The 15625-nt window shown below is 67.9% G+C and carries 12 protein-coding genes and 1 tRNA gene; 7 read left to right on the forward strand and 6 right to left on the reverse strand.

Going from position 1 to position 15625, the window contains the following annotated elements; translation table 11 throughout:
- Positions 1-39 precede the first annotated feature (39 nt).
- From ACFSXZ_RS18575 to ACFSXZ_RS18595, 5 genes are all read left to right on the forward strand, one after another.
- A complete protein-coding gene (locus ACFSXZ_RS18575; RefSeq protein ID WP_378266279.1) occupies positions 40-261 on the forward strand; it encodes a CsbD family protein in 222 nt (73 codons plus the stop codon).
- A 5-nt stretch (positions 262-266) separates the two neighbouring features.
- Positions 267-353 (forward strand) — tRNA-Ser (locus tag ACFSXZ_RS18580).
- 421 nt (positions 354-774) lie between these two features.
- A complete protein-coding gene (locus ACFSXZ_RS18585; protein ID WP_378266280.1) occupies positions 775-1404 on the forward strand; it encodes a hypothetical protein in 630 nt (209 codons plus the stop codon).
- Between the two features lie 229 nt (positions 1405-1633).
- Entirely contained in the window at positions 1634-2203 is a 570-nt protein-coding gene (locus ACFSXZ_RS18590; protein ID WP_378266515.1) for an RNA polymerase sigma factor, read from the forward strand.
- Positions 2200-2910 carry a hypothetical protein gene (locus ACFSXZ_RS18595; protein WP_378266281.1) on the forward strand — a complete coding sequence of 237 codons (711 nt, stop codon included), beginning with the start codon at positions 2200-2202 and terminating at the stop codon, positions 2908-2910. The genes ACFSXZ_RS18590 and ACFSXZ_RS18595 overlap by 4 nt, the downstream gene beginning before the upstream one ends.
- Before the next feature lie 105 nt (positions 2911-3015).
- Here the strand turns inward: ACFSXZ_RS18595 and fxsT are convergent, their stop codons facing one another.
- From fxsT to ACFSXZ_RS18615, 4 genes are read right to left on the reverse strand one after another with little or no spacing between them, the layout of a single operon-like run.
- A complete protein-coding gene (fxsT, locus tag ACFSXZ_RS18600) occupies positions 3016-5445 on the reverse strand; it encodes an FxSxx-COOH system tetratricopeptide repeat protein (RefSeq protein WP_378266282.1) in 2430 nt (809 codons plus the stop codon).
- A 10-nt stretch (positions 5446-5455) separates the two neighbouring features.
- Entirely contained in the window at positions 5456-7642 is a 2187-nt protein-coding gene (locus ACFSXZ_RS18605; protein ID WP_378266283.1) for a xanthine dehydrogenase family protein molybdopterin-binding subunit, read from the reverse strand.
- A complete protein-coding gene (locus ACFSXZ_RS18610; RefSeq protein ID WP_378266284.1) occupies positions 7639-8634 on the reverse strand; it encodes an FAD binding domain-containing protein in 996 nt (331 codons plus the stop codon). The genes ACFSXZ_RS18605 and ACFSXZ_RS18610 overlap by 4 nt, the downstream gene beginning before the upstream one ends.
- Positions 8631-9116: a 2Fe-2S iron-sulfur cluster-binding protein gene (locus ACFSXZ_RS18615; protein ID WP_378266285.1), complete on the reverse strand. Its 486-nt coding sequence runs from the start codon at positions 9114-9116 to the stop codon at positions 8631-8633. The genes ACFSXZ_RS18610 and ACFSXZ_RS18615 overlap by 4 nt, the downstream gene beginning before the upstream one ends.
- A 102-nt stretch (positions 9117-9218) precedes the next feature.
- Between ACFSXZ_RS18615 and ACFSXZ_RS18620 the strand changes: the two genes are divergently transcribed.
- Together ACFSXZ_RS18620 and ACFSXZ_RS18625 are read left to right on the forward strand one after the other, a co-directional pair.
- The gene (locus tag ACFSXZ_RS18620; RefSeq protein WP_378266286.1) at positions 9219-9866 is read left to right on the forward strand and encodes a TetR family transcriptional regulator; all 648 of its coding nucleotides are present in this window, start codon (positions 9219-9221) and stop codon (positions 9864-9866) included.
- 360 nt (positions 9867-10226) lie between these two features.
- Positions 10227-12539 carry an endonuclease/exonuclease/phosphatase family protein gene (locus tag ACFSXZ_RS18625; protein ID WP_378266516.1) on the forward strand — a complete coding sequence of 771 codons (2313 nt, stop codon included), beginning with the start codon at positions 10227-10229 and terminating at the stop codon, positions 12537-12539.
- Between the two features lie 2 nt (positions 12540-12541).
- Here ACFSXZ_RS18625 and ACFSXZ_RS18630 read toward each other — a convergent pair whose 3' ends face one another.
- Positions 12542-12901, reverse strand: coding sequence for a hypothetical protein (locus ACFSXZ_RS18630; protein WP_378266287.1), 360 nt, complete (start codon positions 12899-12901; stop codon positions 12542-12544).
- Positions 12901-15624 carry an FtsK/SpoIIIE domain-containing protein gene (locus tag ACFSXZ_RS18635; RefSeq protein ID WP_378266288.1) on the reverse strand — a complete coding sequence of 908 codons (2724 nt, stop codon included), beginning with the start codon at positions 15622-15624 and terminating at the stop codon, positions 12901-12903. The genes ACFSXZ_RS18630 and ACFSXZ_RS18635 overlap by 1 nt, the downstream gene beginning before the upstream one ends.
- Position 15625 lies beyond the last annotated feature (1 nt).

The following is a 15625-nucleotide window of genomic DNA, read 5'->3' on the forward strand; positions in this document are numbered from 1 at the left end:
GGTATCCCCGAGCTGGGTACCCCACCGAAGGAGGACAGCATGAGCGTCGTGAAGCGGGTACAGAGCAGGACGAAACAGGCGGTAGGCGAAGCGAAGCACCTGGTGGGCAAGGCCACCGGCAATCGCAAGCTCTCCACGTCCGGCAAGGCCGACAGGGTCGTGGGCTCGCTGCGCGAGACCGGCAACGAAGTGCGCGACTGGGCCCGCGTGGCCGCCAAGGACGCCCGCCGTCGGATCGCGAACCACCGTCACGTATCCTAGTCGGCGGTAGCGTGTCCGAGCGGCCGAAGGAGCACGACTCGAAATCGTGTGACGGTTGATCCCGTCCGTGGGTTCAAATCCCACCGCTACCGCTCGCTAGCAGGCGAAACGCCGGGCGACTCCGCGAGGGTCGCCCGGCGTTTTGTTGTCTGGTCTCGTCTATTCTCCTGGTGAACGTGACTGACAGCCCTGGCCGGACTGGGAAATCGTGCTGGGCGCATTCCGTTTCATCCGTCGTCTACCAGTAAAAACGCCGGACCCCTGTAACTGGAAGCCCTGGCCCCGAGCTCGTCGACGGCGGTATGGCGCGTAAGTGTTACGTGCGTTGTCCGTGCTTCCTGCAGGCGCTTGCTCCTGGGCGACGACGCGTTCATCGGATGTCCACATAGGACAAGGTGGGCGTGATTTCTTGACCCGTTGGATGGACGTGACGTGGGTCACTAACGCAACGCCGGTGGGGCGGTAGGGAACACACCGGGCATGAGGACAAACAAGTTGACTCTCTGCCTGGCCGTGGCCGCCGCGATCGGCGCGCTCGCCGTCAATGGAGCAGTGGCGAGCGCATCGATCGCCGACTCGGGCTCTGCCGTGAACCTGGCGGCTGCCGCCAGTGCGGCCCGCCCCGCGGCCCAGGACCCGGATACCGAGATCACCAAGGAGTGCGTCCAGGCCAGTCCGGATTTGCCCGATCCGCCCAGTTGGCGGCCGGGTGTCCGGTTCGATCTTGATGCGCAGAACGGCTTCCTGGTAATCCGCAACGACCAGTACGCGAGGGTCTGTGTCGTCAAGGACGGCAAAGGTACGTTCACTTACTCCGTCAACGAGCGCCATGTCTATGGCAACCTGACCGCGGAGCGGCCGTTCGACTACCTCAGCTCCTACAATTTCGACTACCCCGCGACGGAATCCGTCCATTTCGGGATCGTGACCAACGACGTGACCGCCGTTTCGCTCGTCGGGCCGGACAAATCGGTGACCCCCGCGGTCGTGCGCGACGGCACCTTCTACGCGAAGAGCAACTTTCCGGAATCGCCCTACGTGTCGACCACCAACTATGTTCGAACCACCCTCAAGGACGGACGGGTGATCGAAGGGCCGTTCCGGAGTTACGCGGCGCCGCCGACAGGAGGGGAAATCTCCTGAGCAGCGGCCAAACGATCGAAGGCTCGTTCCGCGGCTAGGGATCCGACCCGGCCGTACCGCGTTCCTCGCGGCACGGCCGGGTCTCGTCACGAGCGGCACGCAACGCTGCCGGGTCGAGCGGGAACACACTCGTGTGACGATGGCTGGAGAGAGGGTGCGGCGACCAGGCGCGCGTGCCGGACAAGGCGATGATCCGGATCCCCGAGCTCTCTCGCTGTGTGACGACCAGATGTTGTGGAAGCAGGCGGCGGGCGGGGACCGTGCCGCGTATGGCGAACTGTACCGGCGGCATGCCGAGGCTGTGTGGAACTACGCGTACCGGTTGACCGGCTCGTGGACTTCGGCGGAGGACCTCACGTCGTCGACCTTTCTGACCGCGTGGCAGAAGTTGTCCGAGTTGATGCTGGTCAATTCCAGTGCGCGGCCGTGGCTGTTCGCTGTGGTGAGCAACCTGGCCCGTCACGAGTACCGCCGGCTGGGCCGGTTTTCCCGGCTGCTGACGCGCATCCCGCTCAATGACACCGTGCGCGACCATGCCGACGACGTGGTCGACGCGGCCGACGCGGAGGGCAGGCTGCGCGTGGTGCTTGATGCCGTGAGCCAGTTGCCCAAGGGCGAGCGGCGGGCCGTCGAGTTGTGCCTGCTGGGTGAGTTGTCCACGGCCGAGGCGGCCGAGGTGCTGAGGATCGCCGAGGTGAGTGTGCGGGCGCGGATTTCCCGTGCTCGCGGTAAGTTGCGAGTTTTGTTGCGTGACGCGGGCATGGGTATTGACACGGCAGCCTTTGAGGAGGGGCGATGAAGGAGACCGTCGGCCTGCCGGAGTGGCGCCTGATGCCCGAGGGCCTGCGGGATCGGTTGTGGGTCGAGATCGAGCCACGGTTGGAGACGCGGGCTTCCGACAGCTGGTTCAGGACGATGCGCGCACCGTTGGCGGTGGCTGCCTCGGTGGTCGTACTCGCCGCCGGTGCCGCGATCGGGCTCCCGCGGCTTCGTGACCAGGGCGGCACGGTGAGCGCCGGTGCCGGCTCTCCCAGTGACGTGCAACTGGTCAACGAGTGCGTCCAGGCCACCCACCAGAAGCTCAGGCCGGCCTTGAATTGGCGGGCGGGCGCCCGGATCGACGTCGATCCGGAAAATGGCTTCCTGGTCGTCCGCAACGACGATTACGCGGCGATCTGTAACCTCAAGAACGGTAAGGGCGAGGGCATCGACTACAGCGTCGAAACGCGTCAGATGTATGGCAATCTCAGCGCGGCGCGTCCGGTTGAATACGGCTATTCCTCGAACTTCGACTACCTCGCCAAGGGGTCCCTCCACTTCGGAATCGTGACTGACGACGTGGTCGCCGTATCGCTGATAGGGCCGCGCAACTCGGCGACCCCCGCGGTCGTGCGTGACGGCACCTTCCTCGCGGAGACCAAGTTCGGTGAGGCCGGAGCCTCGCCCTTCAATCGCATCCGGGCCACCCTCAAAAGCGGACAGGTGTACGAAGGTCCTCTTCGTTGAGGAAAGCGCCGATGTCAAGCTGATCCGCCCTCTTTTCCCGGCCGAGGATGAAGGTCCCCTTGGAACGCAAGGTGAGGACCAGCCCTCGCTCACCGAGTAAGATGCTCAACGCGGATCGGGGTCCGCGGCCTCCCGCAAATAGGTCAGGTTGTTGCGGGTGACCCGAGTGCTCGGGTGGTCGGGGCCGAGGACGCGTACCAGATCGGTGAGGAGCTGCTGAAACTCGGCGATCGCCCCGGCGATGTCTCCGGCCCTGCCTCGACAGTCGGCGAGGTTGTTGCGAGTGAGCAGGGTATCGGGGTGGTCTGGGCCGAGGACGCGTCGGCGGTCGGCGACGAGTTGCTCCAACTCAGTCGTTGCTCGGGTGAGGTCTCCGGCTTCTGCTCGCCAGGCGGCGAGGTTGTTGCGGGCCACCAGGGTGTCGGGGTGGTCGGGGCCGAGTATCCGTCGGCGTTCGGTGAGAAGTTGTTCGAACTCCGTGATTGCTCCGGCGATGTCCCCGGTGGTGCCACGCAAGGCGGCGAGGTTGTTGCGGGTGATGAGGGTGTCGGGGTGGTCGGGCCCGAGGATGCGCTGGCGGTCGGTGAGGAGTTGCTCCAATTCCGTCGCTGCTCCGGTGATGTCTCCGCCTTGCAAGCGGCAGGAGGCGAGGCCGTTGCGGGCGGCGAGGGTGTCGGGGTGGTCGGGGCCCAGGATGCGCTCGCAGTCGGTGAGGAGTTGTTCGAATTCGGTGATTGCTCCGGTGATGTCCCCGGCTTGGCCTCGCCAGTGGGCGAGGTTGTTGCGGGCGGCCAGGGTGTCGGGGTGGTCTGGGCCGAGGATGCGCCGGTGGTCGGTGAGGAGCTGCTCCAACTCGGTGGCTGCTCCGGTGATGTCTCCGGCTTCAGCGCGCCAGTATGCGAGGTTGTTGCGGGCGGCCAGGGTGTGTGAGTGGTCTGGGCCGAGGATGCGCCGGCAGTCGGTGAGGAGCCGCTCCAACTCGGTGATTGCTCCGGTGATGTCTCCGGCTTTGCCTCGCCAGTGTGTGATTTCGCCACGGGCGACCAGCGTGTCGGGGTGGTGGGGACCGAGGCTCTCTGCCGAGATGTCGTGCAATGACTCGAAGTGACTCCGAGCTGCGTTGACCTGTCCGCTCTGGCCGAGGCTCTCTCCGATGCGGAACAACACCCGGTGCGCGCCAGGCTCCCACAGGTGCCGGTCGACGGTGGCGTGCAGGGTGTTCGCGTTCGCTCGCAAGACCTGGACCAACTCGTTGTCGCGTTCGACCAGGGGCCAGATATCCATAAGGGCTGCCGCCGCGGCGCGCGCGACGGGGCCGAGCGCGGTGTCGGTGAGTTGTTCGCGGGCGGCTCGTTGGACCAGGGCGTGGACCCGGACTTCCTGGTGGCGCAGGTGGGTGTGGACCGTGGCCAGGTTCAGGCGGTGCAGGCAGCGGAGGGCGCTGCGTACCTCGTCGGCGTCGGTTTCGCGGGATGAGACCTTGGCCAGGTAGGCGACGGCGGAGGGCGCGGTGAAGAGCGAGGCGGGGATGCCGTTGGGGTCCAGGACGGCGGCCAGGTTGAGCACGTGAGAGGCCAGGCCGACGGGACGCATCTTGTCGGCGGCTTCGATGGACAGGGACCAGGTCGCGGCGACGGTGGTGGCGTGGTCGTCGGGCAGGGCGGTCGGTTCGGGCAGCAACTCGGCGAGGCGCCGTCGCTTGTCCGCGAACAGTTCCCGGTATCGCGTGCAGGTGAGGTCTTCGTCGATGAGGTAGGCGGCGGCCTGGGCCAGCGCCAGTGGCAGGTGACCCAGGGTGTCGGCGAGTTCCGCCGCTCCCACCTTCAGGTGCGGATGATCCTCCAGTTTGGCGTTGAGATAGGAGAGAGATTCCTCAGTGGCGAACACGCCGACATCGATCACACGGCGGCGATCCCCCGCCATCGCGGCGTCTCGCCGGCGCGTCGTGGCGATCGTGCGGCCCGTCGCGGTGTGTGGGGGCCACAGCTCGCGGGTGTCTCCTGGGTTTCGCACGTCGTCGAGGACGACGAGCCAACGTTTCCGGGTGCCGGCCAGGGCGGCGAGGAAGCGTTGTGCTCCTTGTTCGTCGTCGCTGTCGTGGTGCCGGCCGAGTTCGGTCGCCGCCCTGGCATAGGTCGACACGATGGCGTCCCGGGATCCGGCCGCCACCCAGACCAGCAGGTCGATTTCGCCGGCTTCCCATGCCTTTTCGGCGAAGTTCGCGGCCAGCTGGGTTTTGCCCACGCCTCCCAGTCCGGACAGCACCTGAGTCGATGCCGGTTCCAGCGCTGTCAGCACGACGGTATCGCTCTCGGCCACTGCCTGAGCCAAGGTCGCGGTGAGCGCGCGGTCTTGAAAACACCCCGCACGGGTGGGCACGACACCGGTCCGGTGTGGCCACTCCACCTCGGGCTGAACACCGAAGTTGAAGGTCACATCGCCCGTGCTCCGGGCCTGGACGCCGGTCATCTTGCCGACGACCGAATTCAGCGTTCCCGGATCGTTCGTTGTGCCTTCCGTTTTCCCCGGCTCCACCTCCCTATCATCACACCACCTTGTCGACGGTGATCGGCAAATCGAGGATCCGCTTTCCGGTCGCGTGGTAGACGGCGTTCGCGACCGCGGCGGGCACGCCGGTGATGCCCACTTCACCGGCGCCGACGATGCCCAGCGGCATGGTCGGATCGGGGTCGTCGAGGAACGCCACCTCGATCGGCGGAATGTCGGCGTGCACCGGGACGTGGTAGCCGGTCAGGCTGGGATTCATGATCCGCCCGGTGCGGGGATCGACGAGGGTCTCCTCCGACAGCGCCATGCCGATTCCCATCACGATGCCGCCTTGGAGCTGGCTGGTCGCCGTCTTCGGGTTGACCACCCGGCCGATGTCGAACACCCCGGTCCACCGGGTCACCCGCACCTCGCCGGTGTCGGTATCGACCCGTACCTCACAGAAATGTGCCCCGGTTGCGGCTTTCACCGTGCGAAGGTCGCGCATGATCGTCGCGATCATCCTCGCCTGCCCGGCCAGCCTGCCCAACCTGGTGTCCGATCCGACGGCGGCCTCGACGGCGGGCAGACCGGCTTTGGCCAAGGTTTCCGGGTACGAGCCGGTGCCGTGGCGTCGTGCGAGCTTGTGCAGCCGATCCTTCAGCTTTTCGCACGCTTCGAGAACGCTGGCTGCCACGCTGGCGGTTTGGACCGACCCGCCGGCCATGGGCGCGGTGGGCAGATCCGAGTCACCGTAAGCGACTTTGACCGCGTCGATCGGCACGCCGAGCGCGTCGGCGGCGATCTGAGCCTGTGCGGTCGCGGCGCCCATGCCCATTTCCTGGAAACCGCACCGCACCAGCACGCTGCCGTCCGCGGACAGGCGCACCGTGACGTCGGCGGTGAATCGCAACCCCGGGTGGTATGCCGTGGCCACGCCCATGCCGACCAGCCACCGCCCGTCCCGCATCGAACCCGGCTGCGCGGACCGGTTCGCCCAGCCGAAACTTTCGGCACCCTGCGCGTAGGCTTCGCGCAGCATGCGGTGAGAGAACTTCTTGCCGTCCAAGGGACCCACCGTGGGTTCGTTGCGCATCCGCAGTTCGATCGGGTCGAGTCCGAGACGGTAGGCCAGTTCGTCGATCGCCGACTCCAGGGGGAAACTTCCGACCGCCTCGCCGGGCGCGCGCATGGAGGTGTTCGGGAGGAGGTCCAGTTCGACCAGGTTCTGCCGCAGGAGAATGTTCTCCGCGGCGTACAGGTGCCGCGTCTGGGTGGTCACGCCCTCCGGAATGCCGTTACCTTGCCGGACGACGCTGGTGTGGACGATCGCGGTCAGCTTGCCGTCGGCATTCGCACCGAGGGCGACCCGTTGCGCCGAAGGACTACGCCCACCGACCGTGCGGTAGACGGCTTCCCGGGTGAGCGGCAACCGCACAGGCCTTCCCGTCGCACGCGCCGCCATCACGGCGAGGAGCGTGCCGGCCCAGGCCATCGCTTTGCCACCGAAGCCTCCACCCACGTACGGGGCGATGACCCGCACGTTCGCGGGCGGGACGGCGAATCGTGTCGCCAGGTGCGAGCGCAGGTAATGAATAGCCTGCGTCGCCTCGTGCACGGTGAGGTGGTCACCGTCCCAGACCGCGGTCGTCGCGTGCGGCTCGATCGCGTTGTGGTTGTGCGGCGGGGTGGTGAACCGCAGATCCACCGACACCGGAGCGACCGCCAGCGCGGCCTCCGCGTCGCCTTTCTTCCCGCCACTCGGCAAAATCGGATTGTTCTTCTGCGGCTTGGCGTTCTTCCGCTCGGCCGCGAAGTCCACAGTGGACGGAAGTGACCGGTAGCCGACCCGGACCAGATCCGCGGCCTCGCGCGCGGCCTCCGAGGTCTCCGCGATCACCACCGCGACCGGCTGCCCGTCCCAGTGCACCTCGTCGGTGTTGAGGTAGTCGACCGAAGTTCCCGAGATGAGCGTGCTCATGTTCATCATGCTGACCCGGGGCGCCGGCTTCAACGCGGGCGCGTTGTGGTGGGTGAGCACGGTGATCACCCCGGGGACGGCGGTCGCGGCCGTGGTGTCGATGCCGGTGATCCTGCCCCGGGCGACCGTCGCGTGCACCAGTGCGGCGTGCGCGAGGTCGGGGTAGGGGTATTCGGCGGAAAAGCGTGCGCCGCCGGTGGTTTTGGCGTGGCCGTCGATCCGGTCGAGGCGTTTGCCGACGGCCGGGGGAAGGGTCTGGGTCATGGTCTTTGCTCCCGTTCGCGCAGCCGGCGCAGCGTCGCGACGATCGTGCGACGGGCCAGGTCGATCTTGAAGGCGTTGTGTTCCTGGGCCGTCGCGGGCGCCAGTTCCGCATCGGCGGCGCGGTGAAACGACTCGGCGGTGGCCGGCGCACCGGTCAGGATCCGCTCGGCCTCGCGGGCTCGCCACGGCTTGGCCGCGACCCCGCCGAGCGCGAGCCGGACGGCGTCGATCTGTCCATCTCGCACCCGCATCGCCGCCGCGACCGAGACCAGGGCGAAGGCGTAGGACGCCCGGTCGCGCACCTTGCGGTACCGCGAGGTGGTGGCACACTGCAGCGGAGGCAGTTCGACCGCGGTGATCAGTTCGTCGTGGGCCAACGCGGTCTCGACCTGCGGCGTGTCGCCGGGCAGCCGGTAGAAGTCGTCGAGCGGGACCCGCCGGACCCCGCGCGTGCTCTCCACCTCGACCACCGCGTCCAAGGCGGCCAGCGCGACGGCCATGTCCGACGGGTTCGTGGCGATGCAGGCCCCACTCACGCCGAGAATCCCGTGGTCACGGGTGAAGCCGCCGAGCGCGCCGCATCCGGTGCCCGGCTCACGCTTGTTGCACGGTGAAGCCTTGTCCTCGAAATAGAGGCAGCGGGTGCGCTGCAACAGGTTCCCGCCCACCGTCGCCACATTCCGCAACTGCGCCGAGGCACCGTGCAGGATCGCCTGGGACAGCACCGGGTACTTCGACCTGACCAGCGGATGCGCGGCCAGTGTGGTGTTGCGCACGAGCGCGCCGATGCGGATCGAGCCGTCAGCGAGTTCGTCGATCCCGTTCAGCGGGAGCCGGGTGATGTCGACGACGGTGTCCGGGCGCTCGATGTCCCGGCGCATCAGATCGACGAGGTTCGTGCCGCCGCCGAGGAACTTCGCGTTCGGCTCGGTGGCCATCGTCCGCAGTGCGGTGTCCACATCGGACGCGACCACGTAGGAGAACGGTCTCATCCGGCCACCTCCGCGATCGCTTCGACGATTCCGTTGTAGGCGCCGCAGCGGCACAGGTTTCCGCTCATCCGCTCCCGGATTTCCTCCTCGGAGAGGGCTTCCGGCTCGTCCTCGTCGTCGGTGACCGCGCTCGGCGTCCCGTCCTTGTGCTCGGCCAGCATGCCGATGGCCGAACAGATCTGACCTGAGGTGCAGTACCCGCACTGGAAGCCGTCGTGCTTCACGAACGCCTCCTGCAACGGATGCTCGATTCCTTCGATCGTGGTGATCTCGCGATCGGCGTACTGCACCGCCAGCGCGAGGCACGAGTTGATCCGCACTCCGTCGGCCAACACCGTGCAGGCGCCACATGCGCCCTGGTCACAGCCCTTTTTCGGGCCGGTCAGGCCCAGCCGCTCGCGGAGTGCGTCGAGCAGGCTGACCCGTGGATCGACGTCGAGCGCCTCCCCGGCCCCGTTCACCCGTAGACGTATCTCGGCCACACGCTTCCCTCCGTTCGTTCCCTGGGGCCGACGTTAACAGGACGACGTTCTCTTAACAAGAGGACGTTGTTCTCTTAACTGAGGGATCTATGATGACGGGACATGTCTCACGAACGGTTTCTGCGGGCCAGGCGGCCGGAGCACAAGCAGCAGCGCCGCGAGGCCATCCTGTCGGCCGCGCGCGAACTCGCCACGGCCTCCGGGGTGCGCGGCGTGACCTTGGGCGAGATCGCGGAGGCCGTCGGCCTGGCGAAGTCGAACGTGGTGCGCTACTTCGGCACCCGGGAGGAGATCTTCCTCCAGCTCACCGCCGATTGCTGGCGGGAATGGGCGACCGAGGCCGTCGCGCGGCTGAAGGCCGGAGAGGATGTCGTGGACGTGCTCTCCGGGACGCTGGTGGACCGGCCGTTGTTCGGTGACCTGCTGAGCCAGATGGCGTGCAACCTGGAACAGAACGTCACCACGTCGGCGGCCGCCGCTTTCAAGGACACCACCCTGAGCATCGTCCGCGAGGTCACCGCGGCGGTCGCCCGGTCACGTCCGGACCTGACCGACGACGAGGCTTTCGAGCTGACCGCGGCTTCGACCCTGTTCGCGGGCGCCTTGTACCCGGCGGCGAACCCGCCGCCGGCCCTGGCCGAGGTCTACGAGTCGAACCCGGAACTCACCGCCATGCGGGTGTCGTTTCCGAATGCCATGCGGCGGGTCCTGACGGTGCTCATCGCCGGTTTTCCCGCCGCGCGGGGCTGACTCGTCGCCAAGATCGACAATACTCGACTGAAGATCAACTCAACCTCGCGCGAAAGACCGAGGCCGACCGAAGCCGACCATGGTCAGCTTCGGCCGCGCTGCTTCGGTTTTTCGCGCCTGGATGACACTGGCGCCCACGCTGTCGGTCTGGACCACTCGCCGACCGGGGGCCGCGGGCAGAGTGGTCTCACGTGTCATCTCACCGGGGGTGAAGTTGACACTTTCGGGTCTTTCCTCGTTCATCTCCGCGGGTGAGGATGCGTCGACTGATCGAAATGAGGGGGCCCGGTGTCGACGATCCGAAGGCTTGGTGTGCTCGCGGCTACCGCCGTCGCGGGGCTGGCGTGCGCCACACCCGCGATGGCGGCGCCCAGCGCGGACGTGGTGATCAGCGAGGTCTACGGCGGCGGTGGCAACTCGGGGGCCACGCTGACCAGCGATTTCGTCGAGCTCGCCAGTACGGGGGCGGTCATCCTCGATGGGTACAGCGTGCAGTACCTGCCGGGTACTCCGAGCGCCTCGAGCAAGTGGCAGGTCACGCCGCTGAGCGGCGGCATCACGGCGGGCGGACGCTATCTCGTCGGCGAGGCGAAGGGCAGCGGCGGCACGGTCGAACTGCCGACGCCGGACGCCACCGGAGCGATCGGGCTGGCCGCGTCCTCCGGCACCGTCGCGCTCGTGCACGGCACCGACCCGCTCACCTGCCTGACGGCGGCCGACTGTGCCGCCGACACGCGCATTCGCGACCTGGTCGGCTATGGCACCGCCACCGTTCGCGAGACGAGTCCGGCGCCTCAGGCGAGCAACACCACGTCCGTCGCCCGCGCCGGGTCGGCCGACACCGACGACAACTCTCGCGATTTCACCGCCGGGACCCCGACTCCCGTCAACGCCAAGGGAGAAACGCCGGGCGGCGGCACACCGCCGGTCGAGGCGAAGATCCACGACATTCAAGGCACCACGAGGATCTCGCCGTTGGCCGGCCGGAAGGTCACCGGCGTGACCGGTATCGTGACCGCCTTGCGCACTTTCGGTTCCGCGCGCGGTTTCTGGCTCACCGATCCGGTGCCCGACAACGACCCGCGCACGAGTGAAGGATTGTTCGTCTTCACCGGCTCGACGGCACCGGGAGTCGTGGTGGGTGATTCCGTGACGCTCACCGGGACGGTGCGGGAGTATTACCCGGACAACCCGGCGAGTTCGGTGTACCAGTCGACGACTGAGCTCACCGATCCGCAGTGGACGGTCTCCTCGAGCGGGAATCCGTTGCCACAAGCCACCATCGTCACTCCCAGTACCGTCCCCGGCGAGTTCGCGCCACACCCGGGCGGCAATATCGAGAGCCTGACGCTGGACCCCGCGAAGTACGCGCTCGATTTCTGGGAGGCGCACGAAGGCGAGATCGTGAGCGTCAGCGACGCGCGCGTCGTCGGGCCGACCACCGCGTACAACGAGTTGTACGTGACGACAAAACCCGACGAGAACCCGAGTGTGCGCGGCGGTGCCGTCTACACGGGATACGACCGGACCGAGACCGGAGTGGTCAAGGTCGAGTCGCTGATCCCGTTCGCGCAGCGACCGTTCCCCAAGGCCGACACCGGCGATGTGCTGACCGGCATCACCTCCGGTCCGGTCGAGTACAGCCAGTACGGCGGCTACACCATCGAAGCCGCCGTCCTCGGTGACCTGAAGGACAACGGTCTGGCCAGGGAGGTCACCCGGCGGCAGCGCCCGGACGAACTCGCGGTGGCCACCTACAACGTGGAGAACCTGTCGCCCAAGGACAGTCAGGACAAGTTCGACCGGTTGGCACACGGAATCGTCGAGAACCTCGCCGCGCCGGACGTGGTGACCCTGGAGGAGATCCAGGACAACAACGGGGCGAGCGGAACCGGTGACGGAGTGGTCGCCGCCGACCAGACGCTCAACCGGTTCACCGACGCGATCGTGACCGCCGGAGGCCCCCGGTACGAGTGGCGGGAGATCGACCCGCGTGATCTCGCCGACGGAGGCCAGCCGGGCGGGAACATTCGCACCGCGTTCCTCTTCAACCCTCGTCGAGTGTCCTTTGTGGATAAGCCGGGTGGTGATGCGGTCACGGCCGTATCGGTGGAGACCGCGCACGGCAGGCCGCATCTGTCGATCTCACCGGGCCGGGTCGACCCGGGTGACGAAGCATGGCAGGACAGCCGCAAACCGCTGGCGGGCGAGTTCGTCTTCCACGGGCGCACGGTGTTCGTCATCGCCAACCACTTCAACTCCAAGGGCGGCGACCAGCCGACCCACGGCCGTTACCAGCCTCCGGCACGGAGCTCCGAGGTGCAGCGCCAGAAGCAGGCGCACCTCGTGCGCGGTTTCGTCGATCAATTGCTGGCCGTGGACCCCGGCGCGAACGTCGTGGTGGCCGGCGACCTCAACGACTATCAGTTCTCACCGGCGCTGGCCGAGCTGACGGCGGGCCACCATTTGACCGATCTCATCGCCACACTGCCCCCCGCCGAGCGTTACAGCTACGTCTACGAGGGGAATTCGCAGGTCCTGGACCACATCCTGGTGTCACCGGCGTTGCGTCGCGTGGACTACGACGTCGTCCACGTCAACGCCGAGTTCGCCGAGCAGGCCTCCGATCACGATCCCCAGATCGTCAGGCTCGTCCCTCACGGACGGGGGTAGCTTCAGCGGCGGTCACGCCACCCCAGGGAGAGAACGGCGTCGACGAGCTCCTGGTACACCGTCTTGATCTCGTTGAGGTGGCGGTCCAGCCAGGAGCCGCGGGCATTCGCCACGGGGATCGGCTCTTCCCCGAGTTCCAGCCAGGACAGGTGCGCGACGTTGTCCGCCGTCATCCGCCACCAGTGGCGGACCGTCTGCCCGGTGCGCTCCTCCCGCTCCTTGGCCTGCTCGACGGCGGCCTCCGCCTCGGCGATGCGGCTGTCCAGTTCCCGCGCGTGGTGGTCCTCCCAGGCGCGCATGTCCTCGGCGGCCTTGGCGGCCAGGCCGGTGATCGCCTTGTAACGCATGGCCGCGGATTCCATCAGAACTCCGGACGGTCGAAGGGAATCATGACTTCCGGAGTCATGTGGGTGCTCCGGTCGAAGAACAGCGCCCGGCCGGGCCTCGGCGACCAGTGCACCACCTGCCCGGCGGCGAACCCGGTGAGTTCGCTGCCCTGGACGTCCAGTGCGGCCCAGGCGCCGATGTCGTCGGTTCCGGCGAAGCCCAGGGTGTCCTTGAGGCGGGCGGTGCCGCGCCACCAGCCGATGGTGTGCACACCGCGCGACGGGCCCAGCTTGAGCACCGTGCGAAAGTGGTCCAGTCCGCTCTTGATCTCGCCGGGCAGTTTGGCTTCCAGCGCGGGCAGGGCCGCGTCCACTCCGTAGAGCAGCAGGATCCGGGTGTGACCGACCGCTTCCCCGGCGATCTTGGTCATGCGTTCGGCGATGTCGTCCTCGGTCATCCGGACCACCCAGTGCCCCTCCGCCTTGAGCACCTCGACCAGCTGGTCGACCGCCGGGGCACACCGGTCGACCAGGCAGCACACGACGAACTCCACCTCGTCCGGGTGGTACTGCCGGGCCAGCGACCGGGCGGAAGCGTCCATAATGGACAGTGCTTCGGCGATCGCGGTGCCCAGCACGGCCACGTTGCGTCCCGGCGCCGACGCGAGCTCCACCGCGCACGCCTTGTCGTCGACGTCGATCGCCTGCCCGAGCAGCGCTCGCGCCCGTCCGCCGGGTGAGAGTGTCGCGTACGCGGCGACGTGGTCGAGCAGCGGCGACACCGCACCGTCGAACAAGCGTGGACGCTGGTGTTCCTCGGCGTAGAGATCCCACAACTTCCGTTGCAGGGTCGAGAAGATTTCCCGGTTACTGGCGTCCGGGATGTGCGCGAGCTGGTTGCCGTGCGCCACCCCTGAGTCGTGGTTGACCACCGCGTGCCACTTGGGCGCGGCGATCGCGGCGTTGTTGGTCTCCGCCAGCACCCGGCGCGCCTTCGGCATCGCGATCCGCAGGGTGCACTGCTCGAACACGGCCGGCTTGCCCCAGAACGCGTCGATTCCGGCGATGTCCTGGCTGGCCAGGATCAGGTGGATGCCCTGCGCCCGCCCGCGCCGCGCGATGTCCTCCAGCAACGCGGTCGCGGCGCCGGTGACCGTGTCCCGGCCGGCGAAGAGGTACTGGAACTCGTCGATCACGGCGACGATGCGCGGCCAGTGGCCGCCGGGGTCCTGCCGTCGCAGCCCGGCGAGATCGGTGACCTCGTGCTCCTTCGCCGCGGCCGACCTGCGGCGCAGCTCGTCGGCGAGGAACTTCAGCAGTGCCAGCCCGAACTCGCGATCGGTGTTGACGTTCACGCCGATGAGCCGGGCCTGCGGAAGCCAGCTCTTGTCCCGGCGGCCGGGCGCGAGACCCGCGAACGACACGCCTTCCTTGAAGTCCAGGAGATACAGCGCCAGCTCGTCCGGCGGGTAACGCGCGGCCAGGCTGCCGATCAGCGCGTACAGGAAGTTCGTCTTGCCCGACCCGCTCGGTCCGCCGATCAACACGTGCGGGGTGGCGTCCCCGATCACGACCTCGACCGGGTCGCCTTCGAAGAACCCGACCGGGGCACGGAGTTCGGCGGCGGAGCTCTCCTGACCGAACTCGGTGGGCAGCAGGTCGTTGAAGGTGCGCGGCCCGCCCTGGCGCTCGATGAGGGCCTCGGCGAGCCTGGCGGCGGCCCCGCTGACCTCGGTCGCCGGGATCGGCGGGTCGAGGCTGACCACCAGGTCGGGGCCGGTCATGCTGGTCATCGCGTGCTTTTCGTCGAGCAGCCGGATGTTCTCCACCCCGCCGCCGAGCACCGTCGGCAGGTCCACCGCGATCAGGGAGATGCCGGCCGCGACCGCGCCGCCCGCGATCCGCCTGAGCTCGCGCAGCGTTTCCGGTGCCCAGTTCTCGCCGTTGCCGAAGAGCACCGCGATGCGCCACGGTTCGGTGCGCTGCCCCAGGCTTTCCCGCATCGAACGCAGCGAGGTGTGGCCTGCCTGCATGGTCTGCGTGTGGATACGGCGGATATGCCCGGCCAGGTCGTCGAACAGATCCTCCAGCCTGGTGGGGTCGTAGACGGTGATCGCGCTGGTCCGGCTCAGCGGGTACAGGTTGGGCAGCACGGCCGTGAGCTGTCCGATGTCCCACAGGTGGATGCGCACCGCGCCGGGTTCCATGCTGGAGAGCACGCGCAGCAGGATGCCCTCGACGAGCGCGTCCACTGTCGCCCGGGTCTTCGGCGCCGACGTGATGGCCAGATGGGATTCGTCCAGCAGTGGCACGGAGACCGGGAACGGCCCGGTTTCGTCCATTGTGGACGATCCAATGCGCCAGAGCGGCGGGACGGTGAGCGCGCCGGTGCCGATCCGGCCCAGCCAGTCCGTCGGCGGACGGCTCGCCGGGCCCGGCGCGGCCTGGGCGATCAGTTCGCGCAGCCGCGCGGGAACCGTCGCCGCCTCGGCATGGAAGGCGGCCTGGGTGGCCTTGAACTGGTCTCGCAAGCCCGCCATCAGCGGGTGGTGCATGGCGGCGGCGAGGCTCTCGTCGTGGTCGGCCCTGGCGATGCCGACCCGCGCGATGCGCTGCTCGAGCCTCAGCCGCTCAAGCGTGGTTTCGGCGTCCTGACGGGCGTTCCGGGCGGCGCCGAGCACGAGCCCCAGCTGATGCCGCATGTTGCCGATCGCGGTGAGGACGCGCTTGCGTCGCTCGTTGACCTTCGAGGACCTCATG

The organism is Amycolatopsis pigmentata (genome assembly GCF_042684065.1).
GTDB classification, from domain to species: Bacteria; Actinomycetota; Actinomycetes; order Mycobacteriales; family Pseudonocardiaceae; genus Amycolatopsis_E; species Amycolatopsis_E pigmentata.

Bases quoted from the DNA above. Each gene is read 5' to 3' on its own strand.
- ACFSXZ_RS18595 (WP_378266281.1), top strand. From the start codon at position 2,200: ATGAAGGAGACCGTCGGCCTGCCGGAGTGGCGCCTGATGCCCGAGGGC.
- ACFSXZ_RS18590 (WP_378266515.1), top strand. From the start codon at position 1,634: ATGTTGTGGAAGCAGGCGGCGGGCGGGGACCGTGCCGCGTATGGCGAA.
- ACFSXZ_RS18610 (WP_378266284.1), bottom strand. From the start codon at position 8,634: ATGAGACCGTTCTCCTACGTGGTCGCGTCCGATGTGGACACCGCACTG.
- ACFSXZ_RS18630 (WP_378266287.1), bottom strand. From the start codon at position 12,901: ATGGAATCCGCGGCCATGCGTTACAAGGCGATCACCGGCCTGGCCGCC.
- ACFSXZ_RS18575 (WP_378266279.1), top strand. From the start codon at position 40: ATGAGCGTCGTGAAGCGGGTACAGAGCAGGACGAAACAGGCGGTAGGC.
- ACFSXZ_RS18625 (WP_378266516.1), top strand. From the start codon at position 10,227: ATGGCGGCGCCCAGCGCGGACGTGGTGATCAGCGAGGTCTACGGCGGC.
- ACFSXZ_RS18605 (WP_378266283.1), bottom strand. From the start codon at position 7,642: ATGACCCAGACCCTTCCCCCGGCCGTCGGCAAACGCCTCGACCGGATC.
- ACFSXZ_RS18635 (WP_378266288.1), bottom strand. From the start codon at position 15,624: ATGAGGTCCTCGAAGGTCAACGAGCGACGCAAGCGCGTCCTCACCGCG.
- ACFSXZ_RS18620 (WP_378266286.1), top strand. From the start codon at position 9,219: ATGTCTCACGAACGGTTTCTGCGGGCCAGGCGGCCGGAGCACAAGCAG.